Origin of the sequence: Thioclava pacifica DSM 10166, from assembly GCF_000714535.1 — a bacterium.
In the GTDB taxonomy this organism is placed as follows: Bacteria; Pseudomonadota; Alphaproteobacteria; order Rhodobacterales; family Rhodobacteraceae; genus Thioclava; species Thioclava pacifica.
Genome location: NZ_AUND01000012.1, coordinates 171,079 through 190,223, shown reverse-complemented (window position 1 = coordinate 190,223; position 19,145 = coordinate 171,079). Strand labels below are relative to the sequence as shown.

General features: G+C 64.4%; 20 protein-coding genes. 8 read left to right on the top strand and 12 right to left on the bottom strand.

The window, feature by feature from the left end; genetic code table 11:
- Window positions 1–16: 16 nt before the first annotated feature.
- From TP2_RS06695 to TP2_RS06685, 3 genes are all read right to left on the bottom strand, one after another.
- Window positions 17–520 carry a GNAT family N-acetyltransferase gene (locus TP2_RS06695; protein WP_038075118.1) on the bottom strand — a complete coding sequence of 168 codons (504 nt, stop codon included), beginning with the start codon at window positions 518–520 and terminating at the stop codon, window positions 17–19.
- A 53-nt stretch (window positions 521–573) separates the two neighbouring features.
- Entirely contained in the window at window positions 574–1,572 is a 999-nt protein-coding gene (locus tag TP2_RS06690) for an NAD-dependent epimerase/dehydratase family protein (RefSeq protein ID WP_038075117.1), read from the bottom strand.
- Between the two features lie 397 nt (window positions 1,573–1,969).
- On the bottom strand, window positions 1,970–3,634 hold the full coding sequence (locus TP2_RS06685) for an acyl-CoA dehydrogenase family protein (protein ID WP_038075114.1): 1,665 nt from the start codon (window positions 3,632–3,634) through the stop codon (window positions 1,970–1,972).
- Between the two features lie 192 nt (window positions 3,635–3,826).
- On the opposite strand from TP2_RS06685, the gene TP2_RS06680 reads away from it, so the two are divergent.
- Window positions 3,827–4,585 (top strand): sulfite exporter TauE/SafE family protein, encoded by a 759-nt coding sequence (locus tag TP2_RS06680; RefSeq protein WP_038075110.1) that lies wholly within the window; start codon window positions 3,827–3,829, stop codon window positions 4,583–4,585.
- Here TP2_RS06680 and TP2_RS17930 read toward each other — a convergent pair.
- On the bottom strand, window positions 4,582–5,682 hold the full coding sequence (locus tag TP2_RS17930) for a Hint domain-containing protein (protein ID WP_051692284.1): 1,101 nt from the start codon (window positions 5,680–5,682) through the stop codon (window positions 4,582–4,584). The two genes, TP2_RS06680 and TP2_RS17930, sit on opposite strands and share 4 nt — an antisense overlap.
- A gap of 312 nt (window positions 5,683–5,994) precedes the next feature.
- On the opposite strand from TP2_RS17930, the gene dapE reads away from it, so the two are divergent.
- On the top strand, window positions 5,995–7,137 hold the full coding sequence (gene dapE, locus TP2_RS06670) for a succinyl-diaminopimelate desuccinylase (RefSeq protein ID WP_038075105.1): 1,143 nt from the start codon (window positions 5,995–5,997) through the stop codon (window positions 7,135–7,137).
- Window positions 7,134–7,550 carry a GNAT family N-acetyltransferase gene (locus tag TP2_RS06665; RefSeq protein ID WP_051692282.1) on the top strand — a complete coding sequence of 139 codons (417 nt, stop codon included), beginning with the start codon at window positions 7,134–7,136 and terminating at the stop codon, window positions 7,548–7,550. The genes dapE and TP2_RS06665 overlap by 4 nt, the downstream gene beginning before the upstream one ends.
- A 21-nt stretch (window positions 7,551–7,571) precedes the next feature.
- Here TP2_RS06665 and smc read toward each other — a convergent pair whose 3' ends face one another.
- A complete protein-coding gene (gene smc / locus TP2_RS06660) occupies window positions 7,572–11,030 on the bottom strand; it encodes a chromosome segregation protein SMC (RefSeq protein ID WP_038075102.1) in 3,459 nt (1,152 codons plus the stop codon).
- Window positions 11,031–11,331: 301 nt separating this feature from the next.
- On the opposite strand from smc, the gene TP2_RS06655 reads away from it, so the two are divergent.
- The 3 genes from TP2_RS06655 (at window position 11,332) to TP2_RS06645 (ending at window position 13,710) form a co-directional block, all read left to right on the top strand.
- The gene (locus TP2_RS06655; RefSeq protein WP_038075097.1) at window positions 11,332–12,537 is read left to right on the top strand and encodes a TsoY family (seleno)protein; all 1,206 of its coding nucleotides are present in this window, start codon (window positions 11,332–11,334) and stop codon (window positions 12,535–12,537) included.
- A gap of 107 nt (window positions 12,538–12,644) precedes the next feature.
- On the top strand, window positions 12,645–13,001 hold the full coding sequence (locus TP2_RS06650; RefSeq protein ID WP_038075094.1) for a CidA/LrgA family protein: 357 nt from the start codon (window positions 12,645–12,647) through the stop codon (window positions 12,999–13,001).
- Window positions 12,994–13,710, top strand: a complete 717-nt coding sequence (locus TP2_RS06645) for an LrgB family protein (protein WP_038075091.1) — start codon at window positions 12,994–12,996, stop codon at window positions 13,708–13,710. The genes TP2_RS06650 and TP2_RS06645 overlap by 8 nt, the downstream gene beginning before the upstream one ends.
- Here TP2_RS06645 and TP2_RS06640 read toward each other — a convergent pair.
- The 7 genes from TP2_RS06640 to TP2_RS06610 form a co-directional block, all read right to left on the bottom strand.
- Window positions 13,707–14,363, bottom strand: coding sequence for a trimeric intracellular cation channel family protein (locus TP2_RS06640; RefSeq protein ID WP_051692281.1), 657 nt, complete (start codon window positions 14,361–14,363; stop codon window positions 13,707–13,709). The genes TP2_RS06645 and TP2_RS06640 overlap by 4 nt on opposite strands.
- Window positions 14,360–14,824 carry a ribonuclease HI gene (rnhA, locus tag TP2_RS06635; protein WP_038076104.1) on the bottom strand — a complete coding sequence of 155 codons (465 nt, stop codon included), beginning with the start codon at window positions 14,822–14,824 and terminating at the stop codon, window positions 14,360–14,362. The genes TP2_RS06640 and rnhA overlap by 4 nt, the downstream gene beginning before the upstream one ends.
- Complete coding sequence (locus TP2_RS06630; protein ID WP_038075088.1) at window positions 14,817–15,422, bottom strand: glutathione S-transferase family protein; 606 nt, start codon at window positions 15,420–15,422, stop codon at window positions 14,817–14,819. The genes rnhA and TP2_RS06630 overlap by 8 nt, the downstream gene beginning before the upstream one ends.
- 15 nt (window positions 15,423–15,437) lie before the next feature.
- Complete coding sequence (locus TP2_RS06625; RefSeq protein WP_038075085.1) at window positions 15,438–15,878, bottom strand: DUF3429 domain-containing protein; 441 nt, start codon at window positions 15,876–15,878, stop codon at window positions 15,438–15,440.
- On the bottom strand, window positions 15,878–16,825 hold the full coding sequence (gene ispH / locus TP2_RS06620; RefSeq protein ID WP_038075083.1) for a 4-hydroxy-3-methylbut-2-enyl diphosphate reductase: 948 nt from the start codon (window positions 16,823–16,825) through the stop codon (window positions 15,878–15,880). The genes TP2_RS06625 and ispH overlap by 1 nt, the downstream gene beginning before the upstream one ends.
- 62 nt (window positions 16,826–16,887) lie before the next feature.
- Complete coding sequence (locus TP2_RS06615; protein WP_038076101.1) at window positions 16,888–17,334, bottom strand: YqaA family protein; 447 nt, start codon at window positions 17,332–17,334, stop codon at window positions 16,888–16,890.
- A gap of 87 nt (window positions 17,335–17,421) precedes the next feature.
- The gene (locus TP2_RS06610) at window positions 17,422–17,985 is read right to left on the bottom strand and encodes a LabA-like NYN domain-containing protein (protein WP_038075080.1); all 564 of its coding nucleotides are present in this window, start codon (window positions 17,983–17,985) and stop codon (window positions 17,422–17,424) included.
- 152 nt (window positions 17,986–18,137) lie between these two features.
- Here TP2_RS06610 and folK point away from each other — a divergent pair, with 152 nt between their 5' ends.
- Both folK and rpoZ read left to right on the top strand, forming a co-directional pair.
- Window positions 18,138–18,698, top strand: coding sequence for a 2-amino-4-hydroxy-6-hydroxymethyldihydropteridine diphosphokinase (gene folK / locus TP2_RS06605; protein ID WP_084714031.1), 561 nt, complete (start codon window positions 18,138–18,140; stop codon window positions 18,696–18,698).
- A gap of 87 nt (window positions 18,699–18,785) precedes the next feature.
- Window positions 18,786–19,142 carry a DNA-directed RNA polymerase subunit omega gene (rpoZ, locus tag TP2_RS06600; protein WP_038075076.1) on the top strand — a complete coding sequence of 119 codons (357 nt, stop codon included), beginning with the start codon at window positions 18,786–18,788 and terminating at the stop codon, window positions 19,140–19,142.
- Window positions 19,143–19,145: the final 3 nt, after the last annotated feature.

Here is a 19,145-nt window from a genome sequence, read left to right as displayed (position 1 = left end):
GAAGCCCACGTGGAGCTCACGGCCGTTCGCGATCATCCAGCAGCAGCGTAAGCAGCGCCAGATCCAGCCAGCGCCCGAATTTCTTGCCAACCTGCGGCATCAACCCGACATGGGCAAAGCCCAAACGTTCGTGCAGTCGGATCGAGCCGCTATTGGCGGCGTCGATCGCGCCGACCATGACGTGGAAGCCGCCCTCTTTGGCGCGTTCGATCAGAGCCTCCATCATTTTCGCCCCCTTGCCGCCCGAGCGGTGATCGCGGTGGACATAGACGGAATGTTCGACGCTCAGGTGATAGCCGTCATGGGGGCGGAAGGGACCGAAGCTCGCATAGCCCACGGCGCGCCCGTCCTCTTCCCAGACCAGCAGCGGATAGCCCGCGCCCTGCCGCTCCGCGATCCAGGCGCGGCGGTTTTCGGCATCGACCTCGATCTCGTTCCAGATCGCGGTCGTGTTGCGCACCGCATCATTGTAGATCTCGGTGATGGCCTCGGCATCTTCGGGGCGGGCGTCGCGGATCATCGGCATCTCCCTTTTCGGGAAGGTTTGGCGCGCCTGCGCCCGCCGTGCAACGGCTATTTCGCGGCGAGGAAGCGCCCGGTGCGCAGAACCGCTTCCTCCGCGGGTACGAAGGTCATACCCAGATCGCGGGCTGCGGCCGCGTGGCTGAGCCGCATCCTCTTGCCAAGCATCGGTTTGATCAGGGCAATCTGACTGTCAAACAGCGCCAGCGCCCCGACCAGCCAGTTCGGCGCGCGTCGCGTTGGGATTCGACGGTCGGGAAATTCGGCTTTCAGTGTCCGCGCCATGTCGGGGAAGGAGACAAAACGCTCCGCGCAGATATAGCGCTGACCGATGCTGGCAGGCGCGTCGAGCGCAGCCACATGACAGGCCGAGACATCCGCGATATCGACAACCGGAAGTTCGAACTCGGGTACAGCCGGATCCTTGCCCGCCATCAGCCGCTCGATCACCTCGACCGAGGAGCCGGTATGGCGATCCATCGGTGTGCCGCAGACGAGGCCGGGATTGATCACCGTCAGCTCCATCTCGTGATGATCCTCGATGAATTCCCAGGCCGCTTCTTCGGCGAAGATCTTCGAGCGGGTATAGGCGCTGCAAGTTGGCGCCTTCGGGTTCGACCAGTCCGTCTCGGTCATCGGATCCGATGTGACGCCGTGCATCACCGCTTCCATGGATGAGGTCAGCACCACGCGCGTCACGCCTGCCGCCTGTGCCGTCGAGAGGACGCGCCGCGTGCCTTCGACGGCCGGGGCGATGATCGTGCGCTCGTCCTTGATCTTGGTGATCGGGAAGGGAGAGGCGGTGTGGATCACCGCATCGATCCCCTCCAATGCCTCGGCCCAGCCCGCGTCCGACATCAGATCAGCTTCGATAAAGCTAAGCCGGTCGAGCGCCTCGGGGCCAAGATCGGCCAGCGCCGCGCGCACTTCCTCGCCCCGGCTGGCCTTGCGCAGCGTGCCGCGCACCGTTTCGCCCTGTGCCAGCAGGTCATAGGCGATGCGTTTCGCGATGAAGCCGGTGATGCCGGTGACGAGAATCCTGCGGGCCATGCGCCTCTCCCTGTGCCTGAACCTTGCGGTTCAGATGGTGGCGCGGGGCGGGAAGTCAAATAGGAGACGGAATACGAGTGGTTCCGGGGGAAGCGAGGAGGGCCGCGCCCGACCTCGGGTGGGCGCGGGCCCACGGTTTTCATACGGCGCTTTATCCCTCCACCCCGCCGAACGCGCGAGCCATTTGCGAAAATGCAATAGCGCCCTCCCGGGGGGAGGTCGGGCGCTGCCCGGGGCTAGTCGCCCCGGGCGTGTAGCTGCCTTTGGAAATGAAAAACCTGCCGCCTTCGGGGCGACAGGTTTCCTGTTCAGAGTCTGCGTCGCGATCAGCCCGGCGCTGCCACGGGCAGCGCGTTCGTGCCTGAGAGGCTCCACTCGAGCCTCTCCGAGACGGCACTCACCCCAGCAGACGCCGCGCGATGACCTGTGCCTGAATCTCGGCGGCGCCCTCGAAGATGTTGAGGATGCGCGCGTCGCACAGGATGCGGCTGATCTGGTATTCCAGCGCGAAACCGTTGCCGCCATGGATCTGCAGCGCGTTGTCCGCCGCCGCCCAAGCCACGCGCGCGCCCAAAAGCTTCGCCATGCCAGCTTCCAGATCGCAACGATGGCCGTGATCTTTTTCCCAGGCCGAGAAATAGGTCAGCTGGCGGGCGATCATGGTTTCGACCGCCATCATCGCGAGCTTGCTGGCCACTCGCGGGAACTCGATCAGCGACTTGCCGAATTGCTTGCGGTCGATCGCGTATTGCATGCCGATTTCCAGCGCCGATTGCGCCACGCCCACGGCGCGGGCAGCGGTCTGGATACGGGCGGATTCAAACGTCTCCATGAGCTGCTTGAAGCCCTTGCCTTCTTCGCCGCCCAGAAGGTTCTCGCCCTTCACGCGGAAGCCGTCGAAGCCAAGCTCGTATTCCTTCATGCCGCGATAGCCCAGCACTTCGATCTCGCCGCCGGTCATGCCCTCGGTGGGGAAGGGATTGTCATCGGTGCCCGGCGTCTTCTCCGCCAGGAACATCGACAGCCCCTTGTAATTGTCGGTCGCGGGATCGGTGCGCGCCAGCAGGGTCATCACATGGGTTCGCTGCGCATGGGTGATCCAGGTCTTGTTGCCGGTGATCACCCAGTCGTCGCCATCCTTGACCGCGCGGGTGCGCAGACTGCCCAGATCCGAGCCGGTATTGGGTTCGGTGAAGACGGCGGTCGAGAGGATCTCGCCGGTCGAGAGACCCGGCAGCCATTTCTGCTTCTGCTCCTCGGTGCCGCCACAAATGATCAGTTCGGCGGCAATCTCGGAGCGCGTGCCGAGCGAACCGACGCCGATATAGCCGCGCGACAGCTCCTCGGTCACGACGACCATCGAGGCTTTCGACAGGCCAAGCCCGCCATATTCTTCCGGAATGGTCAGGCCGAAGACGCCGAGTTCGGCCAGTTCCTCGATGATCTCCATCGGGATCAGTTCGTCCTTCAGGTGCCATTCATGCGCGTTCGGCTTCACGCGGTCTTCGGCATAGCGGTAGAACTGCTCGCGGATCATCTCGAGCTCTTCGTCGAGACCGGAATTGCCGAACACCGAACGGCCCTGAACGTCGCGCATCAACTCGACCAGGCGCATACGTGCGGCGTTCGAATTGCCTTGTGCGATCAGCCTGGCCGCAGCCTCCGAGGGCGTCCAGCTGACGCCCATATCGGCCAGGCGCACCATCTCGCCCTGGTTCATCTGGATGCCGCCGGCGATCTGCGCGAGATATTCCCCGAAGCCGATCTGCACGATCAGCTTTTCCATCTCGCCGAACTTGGCTTCCTCGACGAGCCGCGCGGCCCAGGCATGGAGCTGCTTGAGCGACTGCTGGTAGGTGGTCAGCCAGGCAAGGCCGTGGGCGCGGTACTGGTTTTCCTCAAGAAGCGCGCCCGAGATACGACCGTCTTTTTCGGTGACGGCGCGCAGGCTTGCGGTCGCCTCGGCCACCAGTGTTTCCAGCTCGGGAAGGCTCGCTTCGGTCAGAGCGAGAAGGTCATCCAGAATGATCGTCGTCGGCATATCGGCCCCATCATGTGCCATGAGTCGGCTCCTTATTCTGCGGTTGCAGCCTGTCTAGATATTTCGCAGTCGCAGCGCAATAAAAATTCGCGGCATATGTATTGCGCGACTGAAAATGTCGCAACGCCCTGAAATCTGCTCGTTTGTACGCCGCAAAATCGGGATGCAGAGCCTCGCGCGCCCGGATACAACCGCGTCAGGGGAGATAGGTGCATGTTCGGACTGGAACTCTGGCAGGTCGCGCTCGCATTGGGCGTCACGCTTTTCGCGGGCTTCGTGAAGGGCGCGGTGGGATTCGCGATGCCGATGATCATGCTGTCGAGCTTCGCCTCTTTTCTACCGCCGCATCAGGCTCTGGCGCTTTTGATCCTGCCGACGCTGGTGACCAACGTGATGCAGGCCTTCCGGCAGGGCGTACGCGCGGCACTTGGCTCGGTCAGTCGCTACCGGCTCTTCATCGCGATGATCATCGTCTTCATCCCTGTCAGCGCCACGCTGGTCGACATTATTCCGCAGGCGCTGATGTATGCGCTTCTGGGTGGGCCGATCGTCGCCTTCGCGATCTGGCAGATATCGGGGCGCCAGATCACCGTGCCGACCCGCCATCGCGCCGTGACCGAGACGGTTCTGGGTATCATCGGCGGGCTTTATGGCGGGATCTCGGGGATCTGGGGGCCGCCGCTGATCATCTACCTGATCTCGATCGACGCCCCGAAACAGGAGGCCGTGCGCATCCTTGGCGTGGTGTTCCTGACCGGCGCGATCATCCTGACCGGCTCGCATCTGGTCTCGGGCGTGCTGAATGCGCAGACAATTCCATTGTCGCTCTTGATGGTGCTGCCCGCATTGGCCGGGATGAAGCTTGGCTTCAAGGCGCAGGACAAGCTTGACCCGGTGCGCTTCCGGCGCTGGACGCTGATCCTGCTGGGGCTCGCCGGGGCGAACCTGCTGCGCCGGGCGCTGATGGGCTAGGCCACGAAAGGCCGGAGCCCTTGCCGCCGCGCCGAGGCCAGCGTCTTGGCCTCATACCCATGTACGATCTTGCGCACCGGCTTGCGATGGAGCGGCAGCCGGCCGTCCTTCACCAGCGGTGCAAGCGCGGTCGTTGCGGCCAGAAGCGGCTGGCGGGCGAGACGGCCCAGATGCAGGCTCTCGATCTTGCAGCCATCGGCGCTCAACAGGTGATGGTCTTCAAGCAAGATCCCCTGCCAGCTCAACAGGCTTGGACGATCAGGTTGCAGCGCGGCGCAGCCATCGACCAGATCCCCGGCGGCGATCAGCACTTCGTCGAGGCCAAAGAGAAAATCGACCGACGGCCCCTCGAGCGCCACGCGATGCTGCGGCATCACCCAGAGGTCGCGCGTCCGCGAGAAGACCGGGGCGCAGAGCTTCACCGGGCGCAGATGACCGAGTGCGGGCAGGGTGACGCGGCCTGACCAGAGCACGGGCTGCGGACCGGCATCGGCGGTCAGTACCAGATCGCCCGCTTGCAGATGGGCGGCAGGGCGTGGCCCGTCCGGCGTCTCGATCGGCGTGGCGGGGGCGAAACAGGCGGCAGGACCGACGGGTTGAAGGTGATCGCCAATCGCGAGCCAGTCCACGCGCGGGCCGATCCTTGCGGCGCCCGACCCTTGCGCCAGCGCCACGATCTCGGCACGTGTCAGCGGCAAGGGCGCGAGGCCCGCCTGCTGGCGGATCGTCCCGAGATCCAACGCTTCGAGCGTCAGCAGGCTTTCACGGCCCGGACCGTCCCAGCGCCAGCTCAAGCGCATCTGTCCGCCCGCGAGCCGCTCCTGTGTCGCATCAAGTGAGACCGCATGAACCGCGTCGCCGCGTCGTTGGGCCATCACGATGCGCCCCTCGGCATCGAGCTGAAGCGACAGGAAGTCCCGCCAGCCCTCGCGCTGGTTGAGGTGGATCAGCGGTAGCGGCGCCTCTTCGCCGCGCATCAGCGTGAATTCGAGCATCAAGGTGCCCTGCGCAATAAGCTCGGGCAGCCGGTGATCGTCGAAGCGATGCGCGCCGCGATGCGCAATATGGGCGGCGATCCAGCCGCCTTGCGGTCTCATGCTCGTTCCTCCCCATACGCGGGAAGAGGTGCCTGTCGTTCCATCGCGTGCCTCCGGCCCGGTGTGGTCAGAGAGCGAGCATGTGCGAACGGCCGCGCGGGCGCGGTTTGTCGTCTTGTTTGTCGGGCTTTGCCCTGCTCGTCTGCCCTGCCATGGGCTTATCATTATTATGTTTTATGACATCTTCGCGGGGTTTTGCGAAGCCCCCTTCTTGGCGTCTGGGCGCGCGCGCTGCAGCCGTAGCGAGGCTGCAACAGCCATTGCCCCGCAGGCCCACGCGCACTAAGCCTGTGGCTGAGACAAGGAGAGCCCATGACCACCGATGCCGTAGCCCTGAGCGCCGAGCTGATCCGCTGCCCCTCCGTGACGCCCGAGGAGGGTGGTGCGTTGGTCTTACTGGAAGCCCTGCTCTCGAAGGCTGGTTTCACCTGCACCCGCGTCGATCGCAACGGCACGCCGAACCTTTTTGCGCGCTGGGGCGCGAAGGGGGCGGCGAAGAGCTTTGGTTTCAACGGGCACACCGATGTGGTGCCGGTGGGCGATGCGGCGGCATGGACGCATGACCCGTTCGGCGCCGAGATCATCGATGGTGTGATGTGGGGGCGCGGTGCGACGGATATGAAGACTGCCGTGGCGGCTTTCGCGGCGGCGGCGGTGGATTTCGTCACCGAGACCCCGCCCGATGGCGCGGTGATCCTGACCATCACCGGCGATGAGGAAGGCCCGGGCCGCGACGGCACGCGGGCGTTGCTCGACTGGATGAAGGATACCGGCGAGGCGATGTCGGTCTGTCTCGTGGGCGAGCCGACCTGCCCCAATGAGATGGGCGAGATGATGAAAATCGGGCGGCGCGGCTCGATGACCTTCTATATCGAGGCCGAGGGCGTGCAGGGCCATGCCGCCTATCCGCATCGGGCGAAGAACCCGCTTCATGCACTGGTCGATCTGCTGGGCCGGATGACTGCCGAGCCGCTCGATCAGGGCACCGAGCATTTCCAGCCCTCCACGCTCCAGATCACTACGATCGATTGCGGCAACCCGGCCAATAACGTGATTCCCGCCAAGGCCCGCGCGACCGTCAATATTCGCTTCAACGATGCCCATAGCGGCGAAAGCCTGATCGCCTGGGCCGAGGCAATGGCGCTCGCGGTGACGATGGAAACCGGCATCACCTTCGCGCTCAACCCCGATATCTCGGGGGAGAGCTTCGTCACCCCGCCCAGCCCCTTCGTCGATCTCGTCGCCCGCTCGGTCGAGGCAGAGACCGGCCGCGCGCCGGAGCTGTCCACTTCGGGCGGCACCTCGGATGCGCGTTTCGTGAAGGATCATTGCCCGGTCGTGGAATTCGGTCTCGTCGGCGCGACGATGCATCAGGTGGACGAGCGCGTTCCGGTCGATCAGATCGAGACGCTCACGCGCATCTACGCCCGCATATTGAAGGATTACTTCGCATGATCGTCATCGAGCCGGTCGCGGATTACACTCCCTGCCACGCGCTGCGCCGCGAAGTGTTCATCGAGGAGCAGGGCATCCCCGAGCCCGAGGAGTGGGACGATCTCGATGACGAGGCGATCCATCTCCTTGCCCGCGAAGGCGAGCGCCTGCTCGGCACGGCTCGGCTGATCCGGCGGGAGGAAACCGGCAAGATCGGGCGCATCTGCGTGGTGAAATCGGCGCGCGGCACGGGGCTCGGCGCTGCTTTGGTGCGGGAGGCCTGCGATCGGTTCGAAGCGATGGGCTGCACCCGCGCCTATCTCTCGGCGCAGGTCTATGCGATCCCGTTTTACGAAAAGCTCGGCTTTGTCGCCTATGGCGATGATTATGACGATGCCGGCATCCCGCATCGGGATATGGAAAAGTCGCTCTGACCCCAGAACCGCCGGGAGACGTCAGGCGACCAGCGCTTCGGCCTTCTTCAGATCGACCGAGACGAGCTGGCTCACGCCCTGTTCCTGCATCGTAACGCCGAACAACCGGTCCATCCGCGCCATCGTCACCGCGTGGTGGGTGATGATCAGGAAGCGCGTATCGGTGCGGCGCGTCATCTCATCCAGCAGATCACAGAAGCGAGTCACGTTCGCATCGTCGAGCGGCGCATCGACCTCGTCGAGCACGCAGATCGGCGCGGGGTTGGCCATGAAGACTGCGAAGATCAGTGCCATTGCGGTCAGCGTCTGCTCGCCCCCCGAGAGAAGCGACAGCGTCGAGAGCTTCTTGCCCGGCGGCTGGCACATGATTTCCAGACCGGCTTCAAGCGGGTCATCGCTCTCGACCAGTTGCAGATTGGCCGAGCCGCCACCAAAGAGATGCGTGAACAGCGTGCGGAAGTTCTCGTTCACCTGTTCAAAGGCGGTCAGCAGGCGCTCGCGGCCTTCGCGGTTGAGCCCCGAGATCCCGGCGCGCAGCTTGCGGATCGCCTCTTCGAGATCGGACTTTTCCTTGACCAACGCGTCATGCTCTTCCTGCACCTCGCGCGCGTCTTCCTCGGCACGCAGGTTCACCGCGCCAAGGCTCTCACGTTGGCGCTTGAGCCGGTTTACGTCGATATCGAGCGTCTCCGCGTCAGGCATCTTTTCGGGATCGGCGTCGAGGCTGTCGAGCAATTCCTGCGGGGTCTTCTCGGTCTCCTCCGCAATGCGCTCGGCGGCATAGGCGACGGTTTCGCGTGCGGCGTCGACGCGGGCCTCTGCACGGGCGCGGGCCTCGCGGGCCTCACCGGCGAGACGCTCCGCCTCGCGCTCGGCCATTTGCGCCTCGCGCAGCGCGCTTTCGGCACCCGAGAGCTTGTCGGAGGCGTCGGCCTTGCGCGCTTCGGCATCCGAGATCGCTTCCGAGAGCTCGGCGCGTTTGGCAGCCAGTTCCTCGGGTGCGGCGGAGGCCTCTTTGAGCTCTTCCTCGGTCTCGGTCTTGCGCGCGGCCAGTTCCGCCGAGCGTTTCTCGGCAGTCTCAAGGCGATGCCGCCAGCCCGAAATTTCCTTGGTGATCTCCTGCCGGCGCTTCAGTCGGGCCTCGCCCTCGCGGCGGATCTCGTCATGGGCGGAGCGTTTGGTGAGCATCGTCACCCGCGCGGCCTCCACGGTCATTTTCACCGCCTCGACCTCGCCGCGCGCCGCATCCAGGTCGGGCAGCGAGTCCTGAGCATTGGCCGCCTCGCGTAGCGCCATGCGGGCGGAGCTCGCCTCTTCCTCATGGCGCGCGACGGCGAGCTTGGCGCTTTCGAGCTTGGAGCTTGCGATCGAGCGATCGGCCTCGGCGCGGCTGAGGGCGCGGCCTGCCTCGGCCAGACGGCGATCGGCTTCGCGGCGCGCCTCGCGGGCGGCGGCATCGGCGCGGGTGGCTTCGGCGAGCTGGGCGGTCAGCGCGTCATGGGCGTCCTTCGCCCCATCTGCCCGCGCCGCGGCTTCTTCGAGATCGCGCTTGAGCTCGACCAGGCGGTTGAGTTGTTGGAGGCGCAGTGCGGCGGCGGTCGGGGCATCTTCGGCGCCCGCGCGATAGCCATCCCAACGCCACAGATCGCCCTCGGGCGACACGAGCCGTTGACCCGGGGCCAGCTGTTCCTGAAGCCGCGCGCCCTCGTCGTAATCGGCCACGAGCCCGATCTGCGAGATTCGCCGCGCCAGCACGCCGGGCACGTCGACATGGGCCGAAAGATGCTCGACACCCACCGGCAGAGGCTGAGGCGCGGGGTAATCGGGCAGGGTCTGCCAACCGGTCGGAGCGTCGTCATCGACCTCGGGCGCGCGCAGGTCATCGGCGAGCGCCGCACCAAGTGCTGCCTCGTACCCCTTGTCGACGCGGACGCGATCGAGAAGCTGGGTACCGCTCGCCGCCTCGCGCTCGACGAGGCGGGCAAGGGCTGTGACTTCGGCGCGCAATGCTCCGGCCTCGCCTTCGGCTTCCGAACGTGCCGCGCGGGCGGCGCTTTCGCGCGACTGAGCCTCGGCGCGCGACTCGTCGGCGGCAGCGAGCGCCTCTTCGGCGGCCTCGGCGGCGTCCTGCGCTTCGCCCTGCTGGGCCTCGGCGATCTCGTAATCCTCGCTCGCCTTCGCCAGCGCGGCGGCGGCGGCTTCGGCGGCGGCTTTCGCCTGTTCGGCGGCGGCTTCGGATTTCTCGGCCGTGGCGCGGTTATCGGTCACGAGGCGCTGCGCCGACTGGTGGCGCGCAGCAAGACGGGCGACATCCTCGGTCAGCTCGGACAGCTGGGCTTCGCGCTCTTGCAGAATCTGGGCGGCCTCATGAGCGGCATCTGCGGCTGCGTCGAGCTTGTCGGCATGGCCTTCGGAGGCCTTGGCGATCTGGCCCTGCTCCCATTCGAGCCGCCCGATCGTTTCGCCCGCATCACGGTTCAGGCCCGCCTCGCGCTCCATGTCGCGGATGAGCTGTTCGATCCGGGCCTTGAGCGTCTCAATGCGGGCGAGCGCCTGATCTTCCTGATCCGAAAGCGCGTCGCGCTGCACAGTCAGCCGTTGCAGGATCGCGCCCGCGATGGCCTCTTCTTCGCGCAGCGGCGGCAGTGCATCTTCCCTGCCTTGGCGGGTTTTCGAGGCCTCGCGCGCGGTGCGTTCCGCCTGCGCTGCAGCGGTGATTTTCTCGCGATGGCCCTCCTCGGCGGTGGCGCGGGCGATATCCGCCTCTCGCCAGCGGCGATAGAGGAGCATGCCTTCCGCGCGGCGCAATTCCTCACCGATGGAACGATAGCGCGCCGCCTGTTTGGCCTGACGGGCAAGTGTCGCAAGCTGGGCGGCGAGCTGCTCGATCACGTCGTCGACGCGGGTCAGGTTCTGCTCGGCGCCGTTGAGCTTCAGTTCCGCCTCGTGGCGGCGCTGATACAGGCCCGAGATCCCGGCCGCTTCCTCCAGAATACGGCGGCGGTTCTTCGGCTTGGCATTGATCAGTTCCGAGATCTGGCCCTGCCGTACGAGCGCAGGTGAATGTGCGCCGGTCGAGGCATCGGCGAACAGCATCTGCACGTCACGGGCACGCACATCCTTGGTGTTGACCTTGTAGGCCGAGCCCGCGTCGCGGGTGATCCGGCGCACGATCTCGAGTCCGTCGCTGTCGTTGAACCCCGAAGGTGCGAGACGTTCGGTATTGTCGATCTGGAGCGAGACTTCGGCGAAGTTGCGCGCCCCCCGCGAGGCAGCACCGGCGAAGATCACGTCTTCCATCCCGCCGCCGCGCATTGCCGAGGGGCGGTTTTCACCCATCACCCAACGCAACGCTTCGAGCAGGTTCGACTTGCCGCAACCATTGGGCCCAACGACCCCGGTCAGACCGTCATGGATCACGAGATCCGTGGGGTCCACGAAGCTCTTGAAGCCGTTGAGACGAAGCCGGGTGAAACGCAAATGACTGCCTTTCCGAATCTGGGTGCGGTTCAGGAAAGTGTCGGCAGGGCCGCGCGGCGAGTCAATGAAAACACCCTGTATCTGGCGTTCAGGGGGTGGTTATCCACAAGATATTGGCGTTTTCCTGCTCAACTTCCCTGGCGTCGCGGGTGATCCGCTTGCGCGTGCAACGAGAATGACCGGCGAAAAACGGCATGCAAGAGGGCCGCGACCGCCTGCCGCATGGAAACCTCACAGGGGCGTTACCATCATATTCAACAAGTAGAATATTTTACGCTCTCATCTCAATCGGAGGCCTGCCATGACCACTCTCGCGCGCCCGGCGGACCGCTATTCGCCGCTCTATTTTCTCGCTTCGCTCGGGGCAGGCGGCACTGCCGTCACCTTCTTCCTCTGGCTCTATTTCTGGATTCCGCATCCCGGCCAGTCGGTGCCGGTCTTCGAGGATATCGCCAAGGCGCTGACCAATGGGCCGGTCTACCAGAAAGCGATGATCCTCGCCGCGATGGCGGGCATCATCTTCTTTGCCTATCACAACATCCGCCTGCTGATCTGGAACCTGCGCCAGCTGTCGTCTTTCAAGAAGACCGACGGCTATGCGCAGCTGCGCGCCTCGAATGCCGAGACGCAGCTTATGGCGATGCCGCTGACGATCGCGATGACGATCAATGTGGCATTCATCCTGGGCATGGTCTTCGTGCCGGGGCTTTGGACCGTTGTGGAATACCTCTTCCCGATGGCGATTTTGGCATTCACGGCGACCGGCATTCTGGCGCTGGTGCAGCTGGGCCGTTTCCTCGGCCGGGTGAAGACCGATGGCAATTTCGACTGGACCGCGAATGGCTCCTTCGCGCAGATGATGCCCGCCTTCGCACTGTCGATGGTGGGTGTGGGCCTTGCCGCGCCAGGCGCGCTGAGCCATGTCGCGCTGACCTCTGGGATGGGCATCATGCTGGCCACCTTCTTCATGATGGCGGCGTTGATCGTGGGGCTGGTGGCGCTCGTGCTGGGTATCCACTCGATGCTGAGCCACGGTGCCGCAGCCGAGGCCGTGCCGACGATCCTGATCGTGATCCCGATCCTGACCGTGCTGGGGATCCTCGGCATGCGCGTCAATCACGGGCTGCATGTGAATTTCGAGAACCACGGGACGGCAGCGGAGGTGCTGATGTTCCTCACCAAGACCTATTCGGTGCAGATTCTCTTCGCGCTGTTCGGGCTCGAGATGCTGCGCCGCACAGGCTATGTGAAGCGCTTCCTGACCGGCGCGGGCAATTCGGTGGGCGCCTATGCGCTGGTCTGCCCGGCGGTGGCTTTCGGCGTGATGACCCAGTTCTGGATCAACGCGGGGCTGGTGCAATCTGGGCTGCTGGAGAAATTCTCGGTCGCCTATTGGATCCTGTCGGGCGTGGCCTTCGCCGCGCAGGCGCTGGCGATCTGGCTGGTGCTGCATCTCAACCGCCGCCATTTCGGCAAATCCGAGGCGATCGCGGTTCCGGCCGAGTAAGCGCCAATCAAGCCATGCATCCGGGGCGGCGCGGGGTTGCACCCGCTCCGCTCTTTTCTTTTGCGCGCGGTGGCTTAGCATCGGATCTGACCCGAGGAGGTTTGCCGATGATCCCAGCCCTGTCCCTGATCCTAGCCTGCCAGCTCGCCGGAGAGATCATTTCTCGTGCGCTCATGCTGCCTTTGCCCGGCCCAGTGCTGGGCATGATCTTCTTGCTCGTGTTGATGAGCGTATCGCACACGATCAAGGAGGTGGTCCGGCCTGTCGCGCAGTTCATCCTGCAGCATCTCTCGCTGCTTTTCGTGCCTGCGGGCGTGGGCATCGTGGCGCATCTCGATGCACTGCGCGAACACGGGCTGGGGCTGGCGGCGGCGCTCATCGGCTCGACCATGCTCGCGATCGTCGTCGGGGCTGCGGTCTTCGTGGCGGTGGCGAAGCTGACCGGGAGCGCGGCCGATGACTGATCCGTTCAAGCTCTGGTCCTATCTTTCCTCCGGGCCGCTCCTGTGGCTTTGGGCAACGCTGATCGCCTACTGGGTGGGTGACACGCTTTTCAAACTGAGCAGGCGGAGCCCTTTTGCCAATCCGGTAATGGTTGCGGTGGTGCTTTTGGGGGGTGTGCTTCTGATGACCGGGACGCCCTATCAGCGCTATTTCGATGGCGCGCAATTCGTCCATTTCATGCTCGGGCCCGCGACCGTGTGTCTCGCGGTGCCGCTCCACGCAAACCTGCCAAAGGTCCGCAAGGCGCTGTTGCCGATCATCGCGGGACTTCTTGCGGGGTCCGCGACGGCGATTGTGTCGGTGCTGGCGATTGCGAAGGCGATGGGGGCGGGGCCGGGGCTGCTCGCTTCGCTTGCGCCGAAGTCGGTAACTGCGCCGGTGGCGATCGGGATTTCGCAATCCTTGGGCGGAGAGCCTTCGCTGACCGCCGCGCTGGTGATCCTCACGGGGATGATCGGGGCGATCACGGTAACGCCGATGCTCAACCTACTGGGTTTCCGCGACTGGCGGGCGCGGGGGTTCGCGGTTGGGGTGGCCGCGCATGGGATCGGCACGGCACGGGCGTTTCAGGTGCATGAGACCGCCGGGGCTTTCGCCTCGATCGGCATGGGGATGAACGCGGTGCTGACCGCTTTCCTCGCCCCGGTGGTGCTGAGCCTCTTCGGTTAATACTGTCGCGGCGGGCGCGCCTTGTAGACCGGCAGTTTCCACCCAAAGCGCAGCGAGCCTGCGCGCAGGATGAAGGTGACCGCGCCGCAGATCAGGAGCGCGCTGAGGCGGTCGAGCCCCGCGGCATTCGCGATCAGAGCGCTCGCTGCGCCTGCAAAGGCGCAGGTGAGATAAAGTTCGCCCTGTTTCAGAACCAGCGGCACTTCATTGCAGACCACGTCGCGCATCAGGCCGCCGAAGGTGCCGGTCACCACGCCCATGATCAGAACGATCACCGGTCCATGCTCGAGCCGCATCGTCACCGCGACCCCGGCCGGGACCGCCACGGCCAGCGCCCAAGCATCGAGCCACAAAAGTGCCCGATAGCGGCTTTCGAGAAGATGGGCGGTGAAGAAGACCACCACCGCCGCGCCAGCGGCGATCAGCACATAGGTCGGATTGCCCACCCAAAAGACCGTGTCGCGCCCGATCAACAGATCGCGCAGCGTGCCCCCGCCCACGGCGGTCAGCGCAGCGATGAAGATGAAGCCCACGAGGTCGAGCTGCTGGCGCGAGGCGACCAGCGCCCCGGTCAGCGCGAAGACCACCACCGCCGCGTAATCGAGGGCCGCCCCGAGCGGCACCTGCGTCAGCCAGTCGGGCAGCGCGGTCATTTTGCCTTCGCCGGTTTGAAGGGCTCCATCCCGGCGCGGGCCAGTTCATCGGCGCGCTCGTTCTCGGGGTGGCCGGCATGGCCCTTGATCCATTCCCATGTGACCTTGTGGCGGCGCTGTGCCTCGTCGAGCCGCTGCCAAAGATCGACATTCTTTACAGGCTTCTTGTTCGCGGTCTTCCAGCCGTTGCGCTTCCAGCCGTGAATCCAGCCGGTCACGCCGTTCTTCACGTAAGCGGAGTCGGTCGTGATGGTGATCGCCGTGTCGCGGGTCAGCGCTTCCAGCGCGTTGATCGCGGCCAGAAGCTCCATCCGGTTATTCGTGGTCTCGGCCTCACCGCCTTTCAGCTCGCGCTCCTTGACGACCGTGTCGCCTTCCATCGCGCGCATCAAGACGCCCCACCCACCGGGGCCGGGGTTGCCGCTGCAGGCGCCGTCCGTCCATGCGTAAAGCTCAGCCATCAAGCCCCACATAACCGCTCTGTGCGGCGATACGGTCGAGCCAGCCTCGAAGGGCCGGGAAAGCGGCGAGGTCATAGCCACCGCGCGTTTCCGCTGTGTGAGTGTAGGCATAAAGGCAGATATCGGCGAGGCTGATGGCGTCACCCACAAGCCAATCGGCGCGAGACAGGCGGTCTTCCATCACTTGCAACAAGGCATTGCCGCGAGTCAGGAGCGCCTCGAGCCGATCGGGCGTGCGTTCGTCGGCGCGGTGGGCGTAGCACAGGATCGCGGCGCGCACGGCAATGACGCCTTCGTGCTGGTTCTGCTCCCAGAACATCCAGCTGAGCATCTGTGCCTTCTCGAACGCGTCCTCGGGGATGAAGGGCGTGCCCTCTCCCAGCCAGTTCAGGATCGCGTTGCTCTCGGGCAGGGCGCGGCCATCATCGAGCACCAGAACGGGTGCCTTGCCGAAGGGCAGCGCGCCCGATGCATGGGCCTCGTTCAGCGCGGCGCTGTCATATTCCACGTCGATCAGCTCGGCGCTTTGCCCCAGCAGCGAGAGCAGCAGACGCACCTTGTAGCTATTGCCCGAAGAGGGCATCGAATAGAGTTTCATCAAAGGGATCTCCGGTCAGGCGCCCGTGCGCACAATCGCGATCAGACAGGCGACGACGACTGCCGTCAAGACGAGGCGCAGTTTCATCCACCAACCGGGCGCAAGGCCACGGCTCGCGAAGACCCAATCGAGGGGTAGCAGCAGCACAAAGCCGATCAGCAGCACGAAATTGATCGGCATGCCGAAGCCCGCGAAGAGAATGAAATAGAGGACCGGCGCGATCGAGATCCCGTAGCCCGGCGTCCAGTCGCCCTTCGCGGCAAAGCCCCAGAGGCAGCCCGCCATGAAGCAGAAGATCATCAGCGCATAGGCCAGCACCGCCACGCGCGGATCGACCATGCCGGGAAGCATCAACGCCCCGGTCTGCACGACCAGTACACCCCAGACGAAGGGGATCAGACCGGCCAGCCCGAGAACCAGTGCCAGCCCCGGAATCTTCGGACCCACGCCGCGCATCACGAGGCCTCCCGCAGCACGCGCGGCACTTTGAACTCGATATCCTCGCGGGCGGTCTCGATCTGGTCCACAGTGAGGTCATAGCGCTGCCGGAAGGCGTCGATTACCTCGTCGATCAGCACCTCGGGCGCCGAGGCTCCGGCGGTCACCCCGACCGAACCGGCCCCTTCGAGAGCGCGCCAGTCGATATCGGCGGCGCGCTGCACGAGCTGGGCATAGCGGCACCCTGCGGCGCGACCCACCTCGACCAGGCGGCGCGAATTCGACGAGTTCGGCGCCCCGATCACGAGGAGCGCATCGATCTCATGCGCCATCGCCTTTACCGCCGCCTGACGGTTCGTGGTCGCATAGCAGATGTCTTCCTTCGCGGGGCCGACGATCTTCGGGAAGCGCGCTTGCAGCGCCGCCACGATCGCCGCCGTGTCATCGACTGAAAGTGTCGTCTGGGTGATGAAGGCCAGCTGATCGGGGTCGCGCGGCGTGATCGCAGCGACATCCTCGACCGTTTCGACCAGCAGCACCTCTCCCTCGGGGAGCTGGCCCATCGTGCCCAGTACCTCCGGGTGGCCGGCATGGCCGATCATCACCATCTGGAGCCCGTTCTCGGAATGACGCTCGGCTTCCTTGTGAACCTTGCTCACCAGGGGGCAGGTTGCATCGACATAGATCATTTCACGCCGCACCGCTTCGGCGGGGACCGATTTCGGCACGCCATGCGCCGAGAAGATCACCGGGCGGTCATCGGGGCATTCATCGAGCTCCTCGACGAAGACCGCACCCTTGTCGCGCAGGCTGTCGACGACGTATTTGTTATGCACGATCTCATGGCGCACATAGACCGGCGCGCCCCATTTCTCGAGCGCCATCTCGACGATCTTGATCGCGCGGTCGACGCCGGCGCAGAACCCGCGCGGGGCGGCGAGATAGAGGGTCAGGGACGGTTTCATCGCGCTCTCCTTCGTTTCGGTCTCACAGGTAAAGCCCCGGCGCGTGCTCGTAAAGGGAACGATCACCCGATCATTCCGAGCGCTTTCGCAGTGAGCCAGGCGAGCACCGCATAGCGCCCCGCCTTGGCAAGGAAAACGAGCGGGATAAAAAGCCACAGCGACATGCGCAGCACGCCCGCAACAAGGCAGATCAGGTCACCTCCGGGCGCCCAGCTCAGAAGCAACAGCCCGATCCCCCAGCGTTCAAACCAGCGATGCCCTCGGGCGAGTTGTGCTTCGGTTGCGGGAAACCATTTGCGGTCCTTCCAGTGGGTGACGCCGAAGCCCATCACATAGGTGATCAGCGCGCCGATCGTGTTGCCGACCGCCGCGACCAGAATCATCGCCCAGACATTTGTGTGCCCAGCGGTTTGCAGCGCGACGAAGACCACTTCGGACTGAAAAGGGATCGGCGTTGCCGCAAGGAGCGCCGAGATGAAAAGACCGAAGAGGGAGACGTTTTCGAACATGAGCGAGGCGGACCGGAAAAGACAAAGGGCGCGCGGGGTCTCCGCGCGCCCTATCAATCATGTTTTGCCTTCGGCGTCAGGCCCAGATCAGCTGTCCGAGCTGGCGTCATCCTCGCGCGGTTCGCGCGGAGGGCGACCGATCACGTCGCGAAGTGCATCGAGTTCGATGAAGTTATCGGCCTGACGGCGCAGCTCGTCGGCGATCATCGGCGGCTGGCTGCGGATGGTCGAGACGACCGAAACGCGGCAACCCTGACGCTGGAGGCTCTCGACGAGCGGGCGGAAATCGCCGTCGCCGGAGAACAGCACAACATGATCGAGGCGCGGCGCGAGTTCCATCGCATCCACGGCGAGCTCGATATCCATGTTGCCCTTCACTTTTCGCCGGCCCATCGAATCGGTGTATTCCTTGGCCGGTTTCGTCACCATCGCGAAGCCGTTGTAATTCAGCCAATCCACCAGCGGGCGGATCGGGGAATATTCCTCGTTTTCGAGAAGCGCCGTGTAGTAGAACGCGCGCACCAGTTTGCCGCGGCGTTCGAATTCCTGACGCAGGAGTTTATAATCGATATCGAAGCCAAGAGCCTTCGCGGCGGCGTACAGGTTGGAGCCGTCGATGAATAAGGCTAGCCGTTCGTCCTTGTAGAACATGCATTCCTCTCGCACAGGTGAGTCCATAAGCCCGAAACCTGTTTGCGTGGGACAAAGCGAATTGGGTAAAAGCGCTTGCGCATATCAGTGGGTCGAACCGGAACTATTCACTGACATATCGCAATTCGCGATGGAAAACGGAATCTGTCTATATGGACACCCTTTCATATGTTGCGCTCGGAGGAAATATTCCGAGTATTGCCGGCTCGCCCGGAGATTCCCTAACGTCAGCTCTTTGCCGCTTGGAAGAACTCGGTTTTTCGCTCGTAGCGGTCAGTCGGTTCTGGCGCACTCCGGCGGTTCCCGAGGGCAGCGGTCCGGACTACGTCAATGCCTGTTGCAAAATGCGAAGCGGTTTGCAATTCGATGAAATCCTCGCGACTCTCCATAAGGTAGAAAGCGAGTTTGGTCGTCAGCGCGATGCACGTTGGGCTTCGCGGGGGCTCGATCTCGATCTTTTGGCCGTCGAGGAACGCGTCTGTCCCGATCTCGATACGTGGACGCGCTGGCGCAATTTGCCGATCGAGAGCCAGATGCGCGAGGCTCCTGAAGAATTGATCCTGCCCCATCCGCGCCTTCAGGATCGTGGTTTCGTGTTGATTCCCCTTGCCGATATCGCGCCGCTCTGGCGTCATCCGGTCAGCGGGATGAGTGTGATGGAGATGCTCGCGGCACTTCCCGAGGCTGAAAAAGCCGCGATTGAGCCGCTTTGAGCCTGCCGGACGGGCCAATGAACGCTTGTGTTTCGCGGATGCAGCGCCTAAGTAGGCCTTTCAATCCGAGTTCTTCTGGAGAGACCCATGGCCCGCGTGACGGTTGAAGATTGCGTTGATAAGGTTCCGAACCGCTTTGAGCTGGTGATGCTTGCTTCGCATCGTGCCCGCGAGATTGCGGCTGGCGCCCCGATCACGATCGACCGCGACAACGACAAGAACCCCGTCGTCGCCCTGCGCGAGATCGCCGAGGAAACCCAGTCGGCCGAGGATCTGCGTGAGCGTCTGATCGAAAGCAACCAGACCCAGATCGAAGTCGACGAGCCCGAAGAGGACTCGATGGCTCTGCTGATGGGCGGCGAAAGCCCCGATCGCGCTGTCGAAGACGACATGAGCGAAGAGCGTATGCTGCGCGCGCTGATGGATGCGCAGGGCCGCGAGTAATCG

What these genes read in the sequence shown, in the direction of transcription:
- TP2_RS06695 (WP_038075118.1), bottom strand. Translation starts at nt 520, where the DNA reads ATGATCCGCGACGCCCGCCCCGAAGATGCCGAGGCCATCACCGAGATC.
- TP2_RS06690 (WP_038075117.1), bottom strand. Translation starts at nt 1,572, where the DNA reads ATGGCCCGCAGGATTCTCGTCACCGGCATCACCGGCTTCATCGCGAAA.
- TP2_RS06685 (WP_038075114.1), bottom strand. Translation starts at nt 3,634, where the DNA reads ATGGCACATGATGGGGCCGATATGCCGACGACGATCATTCTGGATGAC.
- TP2_RS06680 (WP_038075110.1), top strand. Translation starts at nt 3,827, where the DNA reads ATGTTCGGACTGGAACTCTGGCAGGTCGCGCTCGCATTGGGCGTCACG.
- TP2_RS17930 (WP_051692284.1), bottom strand. Translation starts at nt 5,682, where the DNA reads ATGAGACCGCAAGGCGGCTGGATCGCCGCCCATATTGCGCATCGCGGC.
- dapE (WP_038075105.1), top strand. Translation starts at nt 5,995, where the DNA reads ATGACCACCGATGCCGTAGCCCTGAGCGCCGAGCTGATCCGCTGCCCC.
- TP2_RS06665 (WP_051692282.1), top strand. Translation starts at nt 7,134, where the DNA reads ATGATCGTCATCGAGCCGGTCGCGGATTACACTCCCTGCCACGCGCTG.
- TP2_RS06655 (WP_038075097.1), top strand. Translation starts at nt 11,332, where the DNA reads ATGACCACTCTCGCGCGCCCGGCGGACCGCTATTCGCCGCTCTATTTT.
- TP2_RS06650 (WP_038075094.1), top strand. Translation starts at nt 12,645, where the DNA reads ATGATCCCAGCCCTGTCCCTGATCCTAGCCTGCCAGCTCGCCGGAGAG.
- TP2_RS06645 (WP_038075091.1), top strand. Translation starts at nt 12,994, where the DNA reads ATGACTGATCCGTTCAAGCTCTGGTCCTATCTTTCCTCCGGGCCGCTC.
- TP2_RS06640 (WP_051692281.1), bottom strand. Translation starts at nt 14,363, where the DNA reads ATGACCGCGCTGCCCGACTGGCTGACGCAGGTGCCGCTCGGGGCGGCC.
- rnhA (WP_038076104.1), bottom strand. Translation starts at nt 14,824, where the DNA reads ATGGCTGAGCTTTACGCATGGACGGACGGCGCCTGCAGCGGCAACCCC.
- TP2_RS06630 (WP_038075088.1), bottom strand. Translation starts at nt 15,422, where the DNA reads ATGAAACTCTATTCGATGCCCTCTTCGGGCAATAGCTACAAGGTGCGT.
- TP2_RS06625 (WP_038075085.1), bottom strand. Translation starts at nt 15,878, where the DNA reads ATGCGCGGCGTGGGTCCGAAGATTCCGGGGCTGGCACTGGTTCTCGGG.
- ispH (WP_038075083.1), bottom strand. Translation starts at nt 16,825, where the DNA reads ATGAAACCGTCCCTGACCCTCTATCTCGCCGCCCCGCGCGGGTTCTGC.
- TP2_RS06615 (WP_038076101.1), bottom strand. Translation starts at nt 17,334, where the DNA reads ATGTTCGAAAACGTCTCCCTCTTCGGTCTTTTCATCTCGGCGCTCCTT.
- TP2_RS06610 (WP_038075080.1), bottom strand. Translation starts at nt 17,985, where the DNA reads ATGTTCTACAAGGACGAACGGCTAGCCTTATTCATCGACGGCTCCAAC.
- folK (WP_084714031.1), top strand. Translation starts at nt 18,138, where the DNA reads ATGGACACCCTTTCATATGTTGCGCTCGGAGGAAATATTCCGAGTATT.
- rpoZ (WP_038075076.1), top strand. Translation starts at nt 18,786, where the DNA reads ATGGCCCGCGTGACGGTTGAAGATTGCGTTGATAAGGTTCCGAACCGC.